Genomic DNA, 14708 nt, shown 5'->3' with positions numbered 1-14708 from the left:
GGAAAACGGCCTGTCTGGGAAAGCAGACGAGCCTAGCACACGCATCTCCTGACCGCATCCTGAACTGCTACTCTGAACTTCGGCATAGTGACGAGGAAGGGTCTTCTGCGTTAGCGTATCACCATGAGCAGATTGACCGCCCGCCTTGCCCTTTCCTGCGCCATTTCTCTGGTGCTGTCCGCCCCGTTAGCGCAGGCGCAGACGACATCACAGCCCTCTCCGGTTCCCGTTCCGGCACCACGTTCGGTTCCATCGAGCTTTGCGGATCTGGCGAACCGGCTCCTTCCGTCGGTTGTGAATGTTTCCACATCCGCCGTGCTCAAGCCGGGGAAGGATGAGGACAAGGGACCAGACTCCAGCAGCCCGGATGGGCCACAGGTACCGCAGTTTCCGCCGGGCTCTCCGCTGGAAAAGTTCTTCCACGACTACATGACGCACAAGCCGGCCCCGAACCGTCCTCCGCGCCGGATGCAGGCGCTGGGATCGGGCTTCATTCTCGACCCGGCTGGTATCATCGTGACGAACAACCACGTCATTGAAGGCGCGGATCAGGTATCCGTGACGCTTCAGGATGGGACGGAGCTTCCGGCGCGGATTGTCGGGCGTGACAGTCAGGTCGATCTGGCTGTGTTGGAAGTGAAGCCAAAACACCCGTTGCCTGCGGTTCCGCTGGGGCATAGCGATGCGGCACGGATTGGTGACTGGGTCGTGGCCATCGGCAATCCGTTTGGCCTGAACGGCACCGTGACGGCCGGTATCATTTCTTCCCGTGGACGAAATGTCGAACATGGTTTGTATGATGACTACATCCAGACTGATGCCGCCATTAACCGCGGAAATTCAGGTGGTCCGCTCTTTAACCTTTCCGGCGAAGTCATTGGCATCAATACGCTGATTTATGGTGGCGCTGGTGGCGATTCCATCGGCATCGGTTTCGCCATTCCTGCTGACGATGCACGTGGCATCATCGACCAGTTGCGGAAGACCGGGCATGTGTCCCGCGGCTGGATGGGGCTGAAATTCCAGAACGTATCCTACGAGATTGCCGAGGATCTGGATTTTCATAAGCCGGACGGGACTGTGGGCAAGGGGGCGCTTGTCTCTGAAGTTGGGCCGAAAAGCCCGGCGGCGCAGGCAGGACTTCAGGTTGGTGACATCATCACCCGCGTAGGAGATCAGGATGTAACGGGTCAGACCATGCCCCGCATCATTGCGTCCATTCTGCCGGGCACGAAGACGGAACTGACGGTTTGGCGCAAGGGCAGCACCAAGACGCTGCCGATCACGCTGGCTCAGTCTCCCAATGCGCCGGATATGCCACCGTCTGATACGCATCAGCCAACGCACACCAAGGCAGCCTTCGGCGAGCTGGGCCTGACGGTTCGGTCCATTGATGCCGAAATGCGCACGCAATACGCCCTGACCGACGATCAGCGTGGTGTTCTGGTGGATCGGGTAGAACCCTCCAGCCCGGCAACTTCGCGCGGCATTGCGGTTGGGAATGTGATTACGCAGGTTGGTCAGGATCAGATCGACACGCCCGATGCCTTCGCCAAGGCCATTCATCAGGCGCAGGAACAGAAGAAAACAGAAGTGCTGCTTCTGGTTCAGGATGATGATGGTCTGCGCTGGGTGCCTGTGCCTTTTCTCGGGAACTGATCGCGGGAACGGGCGCTGGAACGTCCCATGACAATTTTGAATGGCCTGATGCGGAAGTGGCTGCTTGTTCCGCCGCGGGGAACAAGCTGGCGCGAAGTCATGCGGCCTGCGACACGGCAGACGATCCGGGTTCTGGTCTCCATCGCTGCGGCATGGCTGGTCGGGTTTGTTCTGCATTTGCAGGAAACAATCTGGGCTTTGGTGACGGCGTTGATCGTCACTCAGTCGAGCATTACCCAGACGATGGCCACCGCGCGTGACCAGATTACCGGGACGTTACTGGGCGCTGTGGCAGGAACGATCGCTGTTTTGCTGGAACTCTGGACGGGTCAGCAATGGCTGTCCTTCTGGATTGTACTGACGCCTCTCGCTTTTCTGGCTGCGGTGCAGACGAATCTTCGGTTTGCCTGCATCACGCTCATGATCGTGTACCTGTTTCCCAGTCAGGGCAGTCCGTTCCTGCCTATGGTGACGCGTCTGACGGCCATTCTGATTGGTGTCATGGTTTCGCTGGTGGTGTCTTTTGTCGTCCTGCACAGCAGTGCCAGAAAGCAGGCTTTCCACACGTCGGGTCGCCTGCTGAGGCGGCTTGATGGATTGCTGGATGGCGCGCTGGATCAGGAAACAAGCTGGCGGGAAATTGAGAAGCGCAATGAAGCCTGCGTGACCCTGCTGATTGAACTGGAAGGCGCGGTTGAAGAGGCGCGGCGCGAGCGTTTCAGCGATCTGGAAAAGCGTGACCCGGTACTGGCTGCCCTCCCAAGGTTGATGCGAAGGCTCCTGAACGATACAATGCTGGTGGCTCGTGCAATCGCAACGGGCCGCGCAGCAGGCAATACGGGTCTTGTTCCGCTCTATAAAAGTCTCAGCCATGCACTTCGTGCTCTGGCTCACAGCTGTGAACAACGTCTCGTTCGGCAGCAGAACCGTCATCCGCATCAGCCGGAAGACAAAGACATCCTTGATCTTCTTCCCCGTCTGGAAGAGCAGACGCGCCCTGAAATGCGCTTTGTCATGTCCCTGTTCAAGGAAGATCTGCAACGCGCCGTTGGTGTCATCATGCGTGATGATGCTGGTGCAGCCAAAGGTCTCTGAGCGGCTCCTGTCCGCATTGTGACGAAACCCTGGCACGATTACCCGCGTTTTTCGTGGGTCTCGTGGCACTATGCTCGGAAAGCCGATCCCCGTCAGTGGTCGGCCATCAGGAACGGAGAAATCCATGATTACGCACGAAATCCTCAAGTCTCTTCCCGCCGGTGTGCAGGCTCCGCCCTATGACATCAACGGGATCAAACCGGGGATCGTGCATTTTGGCGTTGGGAACTTTTTTCGAGCCCATGAAGCGTTTTATGTTGAGCAGATCCTCAAGGATGATCCGAACTGGGGTATCATCGGTGTTGGTCTGACCGGCAGTGATCGCTCCAAAAAAAAGGCTGAGGAATTCAAGAAGCAGGATTGCCTCTTTTCCCTGACCGAAACCGCTCCATCTGGCAAAAGTACGGTCCGCGTCATGGGGGCATTGCGGGACTATCTTCTGGCACCAGCAGACCCGGAAGCTGTTCTGAAGCATCTTGCCGACCCGGCGATCCGTATTGTGTCCATGACCATCACGGAAGGCGGCTACAATATCAATGAGACGACTGGTGAGTTCGATCTTCAGAACAAAGCCGTTCAGCAGGATCTGAAGACGCCGGAAACTCCGTCTACGATTTTCGGATATGTCGTGGAGGGGCTGCGTCGCCGTCGTGATGCAGGGGGCAAAGCCTTCACGATCATGTCCTGCGATAACCTGCGCCATAACGGCAATGTCGCTCGCAAGGCATTTCTGGGATATGCGAAGGCCCGCGATCCGGAGCTGGCCAAGTGGATTGAAGAGAACGCGACGTTCCCGAATGGCATGGTTGATCGCATCACGCCGACCGTCTCGGCTGCTATTGCAAAGAAGCTGAACGACGCCAGTGGTCTGAACGATGATCTACCGCTCGTGGCGGAAGACTTTCATCAGTGGGTGCTGGAAGACAACTTCGCTGATGGCCGCCCTGCGCTGGAAAAGGCTGGTGTGCAGTTCGTTGAGGATGTGACGGATTATGAGCATGTAAAAATCCGGATGCTCAATGCCGGGCATATTATGCTCTGCTTCCCGGGCGTTCTGGCAGGCTACGAGAATGTCGATCAGGCTTTGGCAGATACGGATCTGCGCCGTAACCTTGAGAACTTCCTGAACAAGGACGTCATCCCGACCCTAGAGGCTCCGCCGGGCATGACACTGGAAGGCTACCGTGACAGTGTCATTAGCCGTTTCTCCAACCCGGCCATGGCAGATCAGACGTTGCGTATTTCCGGGGATGGCAGTTCGAAGATTCAGGTCTTCTGGACGGAAACGGTGCGTCAGGCTCTTGAAGGCAAACGCGATCTGTCCCGGATTGCTTTCGGTATGGCGTCCTATCTGGAAATGCTGCGCGGCAAGGACGAAAAGGGTGACACCTACGAGCCGTTCGAGCCGACTTTTGATGAGAGCCAGAAGATTCTGGCCAAGGCCGACGATTTTGAGAGCGCGCTTAAACTCCCCGCTTTCGATGCTTGGAGCGATCTGGACACATCCGAGCTGAATAGCAAGGTCGTGGCGTTGCGGAAAATTATTCGTGAGAAGGGCGTCAAGGCTGCTCTTCCAGCCTGAATAAATCTGCTCTGTCATGGAAAAGGCCGCCGTCTCATCAGAAAGGCGGCTTTTTTGTCGGCGATGATGCGCAGTTACGTCTTCGGGGCTGGGTTTTTCTTGTGCGTCTCAAGGATGTGCAGGAAGGCGTCTGCGGCCTTGCTGCGGTATCGTTCCTTATGCCGTAATCCGAAGAATATGCGCGGACCTAAATCGACTGGTGCTGCATATAGCGTTTGAGAGGCCAGAGAAGGTGCGACCACCAGGGAAGACAGGGCTGCCACGCCGGCACCAGCTTCCACTGCCGTTCGGACGCTTTCATTCGATGGAAGCGCAAGAACCTCTTTCAGCGTGTCCGGGTTAATGCTTCGCGCCTGGAGAGCCTGATTCAGTGAGGATCGCGTGCCTGACCCTTTTTCGCGCATGATCCACGGCGCATTCTGAAGCCATACAGCATCGACCGTCGTGTTCTGGAAGGGCGTGGAGCGCACAATTTGCAGGCGGTCTTCCCCGACTGGCCAGTGAGCAAGCGCGGGATCATCCACGATACCCTCGACGATGCCCAGATCTGAACGCCCTTCCCGGACGTGCTCTGCTGCCTGCCGGGTGTTCCCGACTTCCAGAACAATACTGATATCGGGAAAAGTCTGCCGAAAAGCGACAAGTGCGGACGGCAACCAGTAAGCCGCAATCGTCTGGCTCGCAACAACGCGCAGACTGCCGCGGCTGAGCCCGCTCAGATCATCCAGCGTGGCTTCTGCCACGGCTGCGCTGGCCAAAACATTACGAGCCTCAACGAGGAAAACTCTCCCTGCTTCGGTTAGAGAAATCCCACGTCCGACACGATGGAACAGCTTGATGCCGTGACGGTCTTCGAGAGCTGCAATAGCGGCGGAGGCCGTGGATTGTGTGATGTTCAGGGCTTTGGCAGCAGCGGTGACATGCTCCCGCATCGCTACTTCGATGAAGATCCGCAGTTGTTCGAGGGTCACAACGTCTTCCAGTTTCAATTAATCGAAATTTACGAACGGAATAACATAATCAATTTGTTTTATTGATTATTTTTGAGCGGGTATTTCGAAGGACATGAGACATTCGAATATGCCCCGGGGTGCCGGTCACATCCTCACTGTGCGTGCACGACGCATCTGGAAAGGTCTGTCGCTGTGTCTGTTCGTCACGATGTTGGCTTACTTTTTGGAAGCTGCGGAATGGCTGATTTTCAGGAAAATTTGGCTTGAAGCGCTTGTGCTCGCTATCCTCAGCGGGATAGTGATCCGGACTTTTCGTGTTCCGAGCAACGCGTTTCAACCCGGCATTGTTTTCAGCGCCCGATATCTTCTGGAAATGTCTGTTGTTTTGCTGGGTGCTACGGTGAGTGCTGCAAGTCTGCTGTCGGTTGGGCCAGCACTGGTGGCGGGAATTGTGGTTCTGGTTGGGGTGAGCCTCATCTCAAGTTTCGGGATCGGGCGGTTGCTTGGGCTTCCCTGTCGCATGGCGCTTCTGGTGGCTTGCGGAAACTCAATCTGTGGCAACTCCGCTATCGCGGCCGTCGCGCCCATTATACGGGCGGATGGGGAAGAGGTGGCGTCTTCCATTGCCTTTACTGCTGTTCTCGGCGTGTTCGTTGTGCTGGGGTTACCATTCTTTGGTGTCGCCACAGGCATGAGTGGCGGCACGTTCGGTGCTTTTGCAGGGCTTACGGTCTATGCCGTGCCTCAGGTCGTGGCGGCAACGGCCCCTCTGGGTTTGCTGGCTGTGCAGACTGGAACTGTTGTGAAGCTGGTGCGCGTTCTGATGTTGGGACCCGTCTGTTTCGGATTGTCTCTGCTTGCGCCCCTACTTCCTCAGCAGGAGACGACTGTTCCAGAAACCGGAAATGGAGCCTCAGGTGTTTTTCGGTTCGTGCCGTGGTTTATTGTTGGGTTTCTAGGAATGGTCTGTTGCCGCTCTATCGGCTTGTTTCCGGCTAGCCTTATTGTCCCAGCCAGTCAGGTCGCGACATTTCTGACAGTGGTTTCGATGGGCGCATTGGGGCTGGGAGTAGATATGCGGAGTGTGGTCAACGCTGGTCCGCGCGTAACGTGTACGGTGGTGCTTTCCCTGCTGATGCTGGGAAGTGCGAGCTATGGTTTACTGGTATTTCTAAGTTTTGGTTGATGAACCGGATCAGAGCTGCCTGTCGCGCTTGATCCGGTCCCAGGCTGCATTAATCCGGGCCATGCGTTCCTGAGCGCGTTTGCGTTCCAAATCCGTCATGGGCTTCTGAGCGATGACATCTGGATGATATTCACGGATCAGCATGCGCCAGCGGACACGGACTTCCTTGTCCGATGCTGTGCGGGCGATGCCGAGAACGCGATAGGCATCCGGCTCGCCGGTGCTTGCTGCACGTGAGCCGCCACTTTCTGCACGGTCCCACGCACCGGGAGGGAGGCCGAAAGCGCGATGGACGCGTTGAAGAAAATCCACTTCCTTTGGATGCAACTCACGTGATGCACCTGCATCCGCACGGGCAATGCGGAACAGGGCTGTCATCAGGTTCTCAAGAGGAGCTTTGTCGTCTCCGTAGGCGTTGCCCATTTCGCGGGCATACATCTCGAAATCGTCCGTCCGCTCGCGGGCGCGATCGAACAGCATCCCGACTTCTTTGACGTTATCAGGCGGAAACTGAAAGCAGGTCTTGAAAGCGTTGATCTCGGAGCGATTGACCGGCCCGTCGATCTTGGCGAGCTTCGCACAGAGCGCCACAAGGCCGATCGCGTAAAGCTGGTCTTTCTTGCCGAGAGCCGCTGCAACTTTCGCGGCTCCAAAGAAGGCCGCATTATTGGGATCAGGTCGTCCCCGCGCTGGAAAGCGCTCGCTCCAGCCGCCGGTGGACGGGTTGAGCAGGGAGCCACTGTCAGCGGCGTGCCCGAGAGCTGCCCCCATCAGTGCTCCAAACGGGCCGCCGACCGCGAAGCCAGCAACACCACCGAACATTTTGCCCCAGATAGCCATATCCGTAATCTAGCATGGTCCCGGAAAGCGGCAAATGACAGATCGGACAGATATGGATCAGAGAAAAAACTGGATCTCCGCTGCCTGCCGGGTGTTGTAGAGGCATGACAAAAGAAGCCGATTCTCTCATGACCAGCAACACGAGTCCGCATTTGCCTGTGACCCGGTCACAGAGCTCTAATGATTACGAAGAGCAGATGCAGGCGCTAATTAGAAAACTGCCGGAATGGATGCAGAAGACTCTGACATGGCTTCGAAAGCCAGAGCGGAAATGGGTGCGTATCCCGGCGGGTATTCTGTTCATGCTGGGGGGATGCATGGCGTTTTTACCGGTTCTGGGTGTCTGGATGATTCCGGTCGGTGTTCTGTTGCTGTCTGAGGACATCCCGTTCTTCCGGCGGCTTATGGAAAAGGCGCTGAACTGGATTCAGCGTAAGCATCCTGAATGGATGGATGCGTCTTCCAGCGCAAAATAGTTTCTCACGGCGTGTCCAGGCGTCTGCTCTCCGTCAGAGCTGCAACACGCAACGCAGACGCTAATGGGCGTTCTGGCGTCCGCTTTGCATCGATGGACGCCACAAGGGCCGCAAAACTGAGAGACCGCTGTTCAGCCATCTGATCCAGTACGGCCCAGAACTCAGGTTCAAGGGCCACGGATGTCCGGTGTCCGGAAAGTGACAGGCTGCGTTTGACGAGGTCACTCATGTCAGGCGCTCCAGAGCCCAACGGGCCGTTTCGGCAATGTCGGGGTCAGGGTCGGATTGCAGGGCTTGGGCGGAAGGTACGAGTTCCGGGTCGTTTGAATTGCCGATCGCGATCAGAACATTGCGGACAAAGCGATTGCGGCCGATGCGCTTGACGGGAGAGCCCGAAAAAAGCGCGCGGAAAGCTGCATCATCCAGAGCTGCCAACTCTGCCAGTTTCGGCTCGATCAGTTCAGGTCGGGCCTGAAGCTTGATGTGGCGGGAGGCTTCGGCGAAGCGGTTCCAAGGGCAGGCGGCGATGCAGTCGTCACAGCCATAGATGTGGTTGCCCATCTTCTCCCGCAGGTCATGCGGGATCGGTCCCTTGTGCTCGATGGTCAGGTACGAAATGCACCGCCGCGCATCCATGCGATAGGGGCCAAGGAAGGCATCTGTGGGGCAGGCTGTCAGGCAACTCGTGCAGGTGCCGCAGCTTCCCCCCCTGGGCTCGGATGGGCGCAAATCCAGCGTCGTGTAGATTTCCCCCAGAAGAAGCCATGAACCATGGGTGCGGGACACCAGACAGGTATGTTTGCCCTGCCAGCCCAGATGCGCTTTTTCAGCCAGAGCGCGTTCTGAAACGGGAGCTGTATCGACGAAAACCTTCACCTGTGTGGTTTCGTCGCCCAGTTTGACGACGAACTGCGCCAGATGCTTCAGCATCCCCTTGATGACGTCATGATAGTCGCGATTGCGGGCATAGACGGAGATATTGCCCCGATCCGGCTGACGCAGCGTTGCATCCGGGTCTTCGGCGGGGGCGTAACAGACAGCGAGGGAAATGACACTGCGGGCTTCGGGCCAGAGGGCCTGCGGGTGACTCCGTTGCTCGATGCGCGTCTCCATCCATTCCATCGTTCCGTGATGGCCCTGTGCAACAAAAGCGCGCAGTCCGGCCTCCACATCCGGGCCAAGCTCCGCCGCGCAGAAGCCCACGGCATCGAATCCCAGATGTCGGGCATGGTCCTCGATCCGTTCCTCAAGGGAGCGTCCGGGGCGGGAGGGGGACGGGCGTAATGTCATGCGCTCAGCAGATGGAGGAAAAGCAGAATCAGCAGTTTACGCCATCTTTCCCCCAACGGGCCAATCAGACATGATGGGATGTCTTCATTCTCCGATGAGAGAACCGGTTATGCGTCGTTCCTATGTCACCCTGGATGTTTTCACGGACCAGCTTTTCGGGGGCAATCCTCTGGCTGTCGTGCTGGATGCGGCGGGGCTGTCCACCGAACAGATGCAGAAACTTGCCATTGAGTTTGGTTATTCCGAGACAACTTTCGTGCTCCCTGCTGTAGAGGCGGATCATACGGCGCATGTCCGTATCTTTACGCCAGCCGGAGAACTGCCCTTCGCCGGTCATCCGAATATCGGCACGGCTTTCGCCTTGGCTCGACAGGCCGAAGCGCAGGGGGGCGATCTGCCGGAAACGCTTTTGTTTGAAGAAAAAGCCGGTCTTGTTCCTGTGCGGCTGGAGCGTGAGAACGGACGTGTCGTTCGGGCGGAGCTCATGGCACCGGAAGCCATGACACGCCGGAGCCGGATGATCCCTGAAAATGCGGCGGCGTGTCTGGGACTTGAACCGGAAGATATTCGTACGGATCACCATGCGCCCCAGGTTGTGTCGGTCGGGCTGCCGTTCCTGATTGTCGAGCTTGCGTCCCGTGATGCGTTGCGTCGCGCTTATGGAGAGCTTGCTGCGCATCGCAGGCTCCTCGCCTCCAACGGAATTAGCTCCGTGTATGCTTATACGCGCAATGCGGGGGAAAGCGCGTTTGAAAAAGGCAGCGACATTCAGGGGCGCATGTTCTCACCACTGGATGGGATTGCCGAAGATCCCGCGACGGGGAGTGCCACAGTTGCGGCCGTCGCGTTCTTGTCTGCACTGGAGAATGGCGCCGATCTGTCCCTGACCTTCACGCAGGGGGTGGATATGGGACGGCCGAGCCTTCTGGAAGCCAGAACAGAAGCGGGTCGGGCTTATGTGGCCGGGTCCTGCGTCCCGGTCATGGAAGGGGCTTTCTCTTTGGAAAGCGCAGTTTAAGAACGGGTTGTTGCAGAGTTTATAACGTTCTGAAAATGTCTTGTCAGAGACGTGGGCAGGCGGCATCGTACTGTGATGCGATGCACCCTTCCGTCCGTTCTTGTAGCGGCTGCCCTGTCCCTGACGGCTCTGTCTCCTTTGGCTAGGGCTGAAACTCCGTCTTCCATTGAACAGACTTATAACGCCGTCCGGGCTGATCCGGTCCGGCTCGGCCTGTTCCTGCGGGCTTTTCCGAAAGGAGCGGATCTGCATATCCACCTCTCGGGTGCGATCTATGCAGAAAATATGCTGGACTGGGCGGCAAAGGATGGTCTGTGCGTTTCTTTGAAGACGCTCGATATTCTGGATCACGCCTGCCCGCACGGGAAGGGTGATGAAATGCCCGCTTCGGCGCTGGTGGGGAATGAAAAAGCCACGAACCAGATGATCGATGCGATGTCGATGCGGGATTTCGTTCCAGTAGCCTCCGATCGTTCAGGGCATGACCATTTCTTTACGTCTTTCCGGCATTTCGATGCGATTGAGAAAGACCATCAGGGCGATATGCTCGCTGAAGCGATGGACCGTGCGGCTGCCGATCACATCACCTATATCGAGCCCATGATTTCCCCCGCCCTTGGCAGCATGATCGGCGCAGGTTTCCGTCATCCTTTCAAGGACGAGGATTTCGCGGCTGCCCATCAGGCTCTCAAGGGGGAAATTCCAGCACTCGTTGCGCAGGCCCGTCGCGAAACCGACGCAATGGAACATAAGGCGCAGACCATTCTTCAATGCGGCACGGCCAAGGCGCATCCCGGCTGTGGCGTACGCGTCCATTATCTGTTCCAGACGCTTCGTATCCTGCCGCCTCAGGCCGTTTATGCGCAGCTTGATGCCGGGTATGCCGTTGTGAAGGCCGACCCACGGTTCGTCGGTGTCAATATTGTTGCCCCTGAGGATGATACAGTCGCGATGCGGGATTACAGCCTGCATATGCGGATGTTTCAGTTCCTCTCGCAGGTCTATCCGGGTGTGAATCTCAGCCTTCATGCTGGTGAATTGACAGGCAAGCTGGTTCCGCCGGAAGGCCTGAAGCATCACATTCGGGAAGCCATCGAAATTGCTGGCGCCAAGCGCATTGGCCATGGTGTCGATATTGCCTCGGAAGACGACGTCGCCGGGCTGCTTGCCGAGATGGCCAAAAAGCACGTCATGGTGGAAATCAACCTGACGAGCAATGACGAGATCCTGAACGTGAAGGGGGCTGAGCATCCGCTACCGCTGTATCGTCGGGCCGGGGTTCCCGTTGCGCTCTCAACGGATGATGAAGGTGTCTCCCGCGGTGATCTGACGCAGGAATATCTTCGCGCTGCTCAAACCTACAACCTGAGCTATGCTGACCTGAAACAGATGTCCCGGACCGGTCTGGAATATGCGTTTATTCCGGGTGAGAGCCTTTGGGACGCTCATCAGGTGGGTAAACCTGTTGCAGCCTGTCAGACCATTTCCTCCGCACAGCCTGAAAGCGGCCCTTGTGCCGAGCTGCTGAAAGCCAGCGAAAAAGCCCGCCTCCAGTGGCAGCTTGAAACGCGGTTTGCTGCTTTTGAAAATTCCGCTCCTCACGAAAGCCTCTATCAATGACCCGCCTGAAAACCCTTCTTGGGGCAACTGCCCTGTCCGTCCTCGCTATTTCAAGCAGCGTCTCCAACGCCTCTGCCAAGAGCCATTCCATTCCCGTGCGTGTGGTGGTGGTTACGACATTTGAGCTTGGCAAGGACACGGGCGACACGCCGGGCGAGTATCAGAACTGGGTTGAAAAGCTCCCGCTCGCACAGGAAATTCCTGCCCCGGGCACAGACCATGACGTCATGCACTACAATCCGGAACTGCATGTTCTGGGTATCGCGTCCGGGGAAGGCCCGGAGCATATGGCATCGGCCATCACGGCCCTTGTTCTTGATCCGCGCTTTGATCTGAAGCACGCTTATTTCGTGCTGGCCGGAATTGGTGGTGTTGATCCGAAGTTCGGCACGGTCGGGTCTGCCATCTGGGCACCGCGTGTGATCAATGGTGGCCTGTCGCATCTGATTGATCCGCGGGAAATTCCGAAATCCTGGCCTGATGGATTTACGCCGGTTCAGGGCAGTGTGCCGGACGAAAAACCCCGCCCTCCTTTGCACTCTGTCAGTGGGGACATGGTTTACACCTTCAATCCGCAGCTTGTGCAGTGGGCCTATGGCCTGACGAAAAACATGACCCTGCCGGACACGCCCGGTCTTCAGGCGTCCCGCGCCCGTTACAAGGGATATCCTGAAGCCCTGAAGGCTCCATCTGTCATGATGGGCGATACCATTTCCGGTGAGACCTTCTGGGTTGGCGAGAAAATGAATGCCTGGGCCGAGCGCTGGGTGCGCTACTGGACGGACAATCAGGGCACGCTGGCCACGACGGCGGAAGAGGATGTTGCGTTCTGTCAGGCGTTGGCGGCTCAGGCGAAGGCAGGACGTGTTGATCCGCAGCGCGCGCTGATCCTGCGGACGACCAGCAATTTTGACATGCAGTATCCCGGCCAGACAGCGGCGGAACTTCTGGCGGAAGAGGCGCATGAGGGCAGTTACTCTGCGTTTATTCCGTCCGTTGAAGCGGCTTATACAGTTGGCAGTGTCGTTGTTCGGGAACTCGCCACGCATTGGGACAAGTACGAGAAAAGCATTCCTGGCGCGGAATAACAGCTCTGCTGTGACGTTGTAATGAAAATGCCCGCCGGGTTGAACCGGCGGGCATTTTTTGCGTGTATCGTCACAAGACATAGTTCGTCTCGAACAGAACACCCTCGTCTCATTTGATTGGATTCCCATGACCCTCGATGTTTCTTCCGCCATTCTTCAGCGCCGTGCGACCAAACATTTCGATGCTGCGCACGTCATGCCAGAGAAGGATCTCGAAACCATCCTCGGTCTGGCGCGCCGGATGCCAACGGCGTTCAACATCCAGAACTGGCGCTTCGTGGCTCTCAAGGACCCGGAGTTGCGCAAGCAGGTGCGTGCTGTTTCGTGGGACCAGTCGCAGGTAACGGATGCCTCTGCGCTGATCGTTCTGTGTGCGGACATCAAGGCTTGGGAAAAGTCGCCTGAGCGCTACTGGGAAAATGCCCCTGACGCCGTGCGGGAGTACATGGTTGGCGCCATTGACCAATATTACCGGGGCCGCGAGCAGGTGCAGCGAGATGAGGGGATGCGGTCCTGTGGCATGGCGGCGGCTGCCATCATGCTGGTGGCCGAGAGCATGGGATATGGAACCTGCCCGATGGATGGTTTTGACTTCGATGCCGTCGGCAAGCTTATCAATCTGCCGGAAGACCATGAGATCATCATGTTTGTGGCGATCGGAAAGGCGGCCTCAGCTCCGAAGCCCTCGGGCGGTGCGCTGCCGGTTTCCGAAATCATGATCGAAAACCGGTTCTGATAAACTGGCTCTGGAGGCCGCTCTCGCACCTTCCAGAGCCAGACGGTCTTAGTTCTGGCCGGGAATATGTGTCCGGTATGTTGTCCAATGTGCGATAAGTTCATGGACAACCGGCTCACCTGCACGCTCGTTGTTGTCGAACGCGAGTTTCTGGCCAGGAGCTTCGTCGCCGATGCTTTCGGTGATCGGCACGCCTGGGGGCGGCATATCAAAATTGCTCGCTGAGCGCAGAACCATGACGCGGTTCAGATCAACATACCCAAGACGGGCCAATGTCCGCATATCAAGCTGATAGGTCTGGCTTTCCTCATTGGTCATGACGAATTGGCCCTGATCCTTCGTCCAGAGCTTGACCCATTTTTCCGCCCACTCGTTGCGGGAAGGGCCATGCCAGTAACGAAGCGCCCCAAGCGTCTCACCCATGATGAGCATGGGCGGCTTCTGGGCATTGGGGAAGCCTTTCCAGGCCTTCCGGCGCTCGGCGATGGCGGGATCGTCTGCCATCGGGGTGTTCTTGCTCAGGTTGAAGGCCCAGTTCGCCAGACCCTGATTGAGAGGATAGGCCTTGCTGAGTTCCGCAACATCCGTGACAGAACCATAATGGTTTGCGTTGGCTGGCAGCGTGTCCGGCTTGTCCGCCCCGATGGCGTACAACCCATATGGCCAGCCTTTCGGAACCGTGCGGTCATCGATTTCACGCAACGCATCGCCGTCCACAACCCAGCGCGCCCAGGCCACACTACCTACGGACGCAACATTCGGGTTCACGCCAGAAATGCCGGTGAAAATCCAGTAAGTGTGCGTCAGATCATAATGCGGATCGAGCGCAAGCGCGTGCAGGTCAATGCTGCCGCTTTTCAGGGCGATGCCGTACACGCCATCCGCATTGCGGCGGAGCTTTTCCCGTACGCCGCGAATGGGGCGTTCTTCATCAAGATGGAGACGCTCCACCCAGTCCTGATATTCGCCAGGCTCATCGCCCTTGTCCGCGCCGACTTCCCAGTTGGCAACAACAAGAACCTTGATTTCTTCCTTGTGTGGGGCAGCCAGAGCGCTGCCCGCACAGAGAAGCCCGGCAAGAGCCAAGCCTGCATTGAAGCGTTTCAAATCCGTATTCCCCAAAACTGAACGTCGTTGGGGAAACACATTATTGGAACAGGATCAG

Annotated in this window: 14 protein-coding genes; 9 read left to right on the top strand and 5 right to left on the bottom strand. The window is 57.4% G+C overall.

All coding sequences use genetic code 11. The features are described from left to right. Positions 1-123: 123 nt before the first annotated feature. From AC3B6F_RS12725 to AC3B6F_RS12715, 3 genes are all read left to right on the top strand, one after another. Positions 124-1659, top strand: coding sequence for a Do family serine endopeptidase (locus AC3B6F_RS12725; RefSeq protein ID WP_489824636.1), 1536 nt, complete (start codon positions 124-126; stop codon positions 1657-1659). A gap of 27 nt (positions 1660-1686) precedes the next feature. Beyond that, positions 1687-2754, top strand: coding sequence for an FUSC family protein (locus AC3B6F_RS12720; protein ID WP_062015785.1), 1068 nt, complete (start codon positions 1687-1689; stop codon positions 2752-2754). 124 nt (positions 2755-2878) lie between these two features. After that, a complete protein-coding gene (locus AC3B6F_RS12715; RefSeq protein WP_211568247.1) occupies positions 2879-4336 on the top strand; it encodes a mannitol dehydrogenase family protein in 1458 nt (485 codons plus the stop codon). A 74-nt stretch (positions 4337-4410) separates the two neighbouring features. Here the strand turns inward: AC3B6F_RS12715 and AC3B6F_RS12710 are convergent, their stop codons facing one another. Further along, a complete protein-coding gene (locus tag AC3B6F_RS12710) occupies positions 4411-5307 on the bottom strand; it encodes a LysR family transcriptional regulator (RefSeq protein WP_426066904.1) in 897 nt (298 codons plus the stop codon). 109 nt (positions 5308-5416) lie between these two features. Here AC3B6F_RS12710 and AC3B6F_RS12705 point away from each other — a divergent pair, with 109 nt between their 5' ends. Beyond that, entirely contained in the window at positions 5417-6475 is a 1059-nt protein-coding gene (locus tag AC3B6F_RS12705; RefSeq protein ID WP_489824634.1) for a YeiH family protein, read from the top strand. Positions 6476-6484: 9 nt separating this feature from the next. Here the strand turns inward: AC3B6F_RS12705 and AC3B6F_RS12700 are convergent, their stop codons facing one another. Beyond that, a complete protein-coding gene (locus AC3B6F_RS12700; RefSeq protein ID WP_211568249.1) occupies positions 6485-7315 on the bottom strand; it encodes a TerB family tellurite resistance protein in 831 nt (276 codons plus the stop codon). A gap of 128 nt (positions 7316-7443) precedes the next feature. Here AC3B6F_RS12700 and AC3B6F_RS12695 point away from each other — a divergent pair, with 128 nt between their 5' ends. Further along, positions 7444-7791, top strand: a complete 348-nt coding sequence (locus AC3B6F_RS12695; protein ID WP_489824632.1) for a hypothetical protein — start codon at positions 7444-7446, stop codon at positions 7789-7791. Between the two features lie 4 nt (positions 7792-7795). Here AC3B6F_RS12695 and AC3B6F_RS12690 read toward each other — a convergent pair whose 3' ends face one another. Then, positions 7796-8020 (bottom strand): ribbon-helix-helix domain-containing protein, encoded by a 225-nt coding sequence (locus AC3B6F_RS12690; RefSeq protein WP_211568251.1) that lies wholly within the window; start codon positions 8018-8020, stop codon positions 7796-7798. Beyond that, positions 8017-9081, bottom strand: coding sequence for a tRNA epoxyqueuosine(34) reductase QueG (gene queG / locus AC3B6F_RS12685; RefSeq protein ID WP_489824631.1), 1065 nt, complete (start codon positions 9079-9081; stop codon positions 8017-8019). The genes AC3B6F_RS12690 and queG overlap by 4 nt, the downstream gene beginning before the upstream one ends. A gap of 109 nt (positions 9082-9190) precedes the next feature. On the opposite strand from queG, the gene AC3B6F_RS12680 reads away from it, so the two are divergent. From AC3B6F_RS12680 to AC3B6F_RS12665, 4 genes are all read left to right on the top strand, one after another. Further along, positions 9191-10099, top strand: coding sequence for a PhzF family phenazine biosynthesis protein (locus AC3B6F_RS12680; RefSeq protein WP_489824630.1), 909 nt, complete (start codon positions 9191-9193; stop codon positions 10097-10099). Positions 10100-10174: 75 nt separating this feature from the next. Further along, positions 10175-11719 carry an adenosine deaminase family protein gene (locus AC3B6F_RS12675; RefSeq protein ID WP_489824629.1) on the top strand — a complete coding sequence of 515 codons (1545 nt, stop codon included), beginning with the start codon at positions 10175-10177 and terminating at the stop codon, positions 11717-11719. Beyond that, the gene (locus tag AC3B6F_RS12670; RefSeq protein WP_489824628.1) at positions 11716-12807 is read left to right on the top strand and encodes a purine nucleoside permease; all 1092 of its coding nucleotides are present in this window, start codon (positions 11716-11718) and stop codon (positions 12805-12807) included. Before AC3B6F_RS12675 ends, AC3B6F_RS12670 begins: the two co-directional genes overlap by 4 nt. Positions 12808-12934: 127 nt before the next feature. After that, a complete protein-coding gene (locus AC3B6F_RS12665; RefSeq protein WP_489824627.1) occupies positions 12935-13543 on the top strand; it encodes a nitroreductase family protein in 609 nt (202 codons plus the stop codon). 48 nt (positions 13544-13591) lie between these two features. On the opposite strand, the gene AC3B6F_RS12660 is transcribed toward AC3B6F_RS12665, so the two are convergent. Next, positions 13592-14650, bottom strand: a complete 1059-nt coding sequence (locus AC3B6F_RS12660; protein ID WP_489824626.1) for a purine nucleoside permease — start codon at positions 14648-14650, stop codon at positions 13592-13594. Positions 14651-14708 lie beyond the last annotated feature (58 nt).

The organism is Gluconobacter sp. ESL1110 (assembly GCF_058107395.1).
The sequence above is the reverse complement of the archived record's forward strand: the minus strand, read 5'-3'. Positions and strand labels throughout refer to the sequence as shown.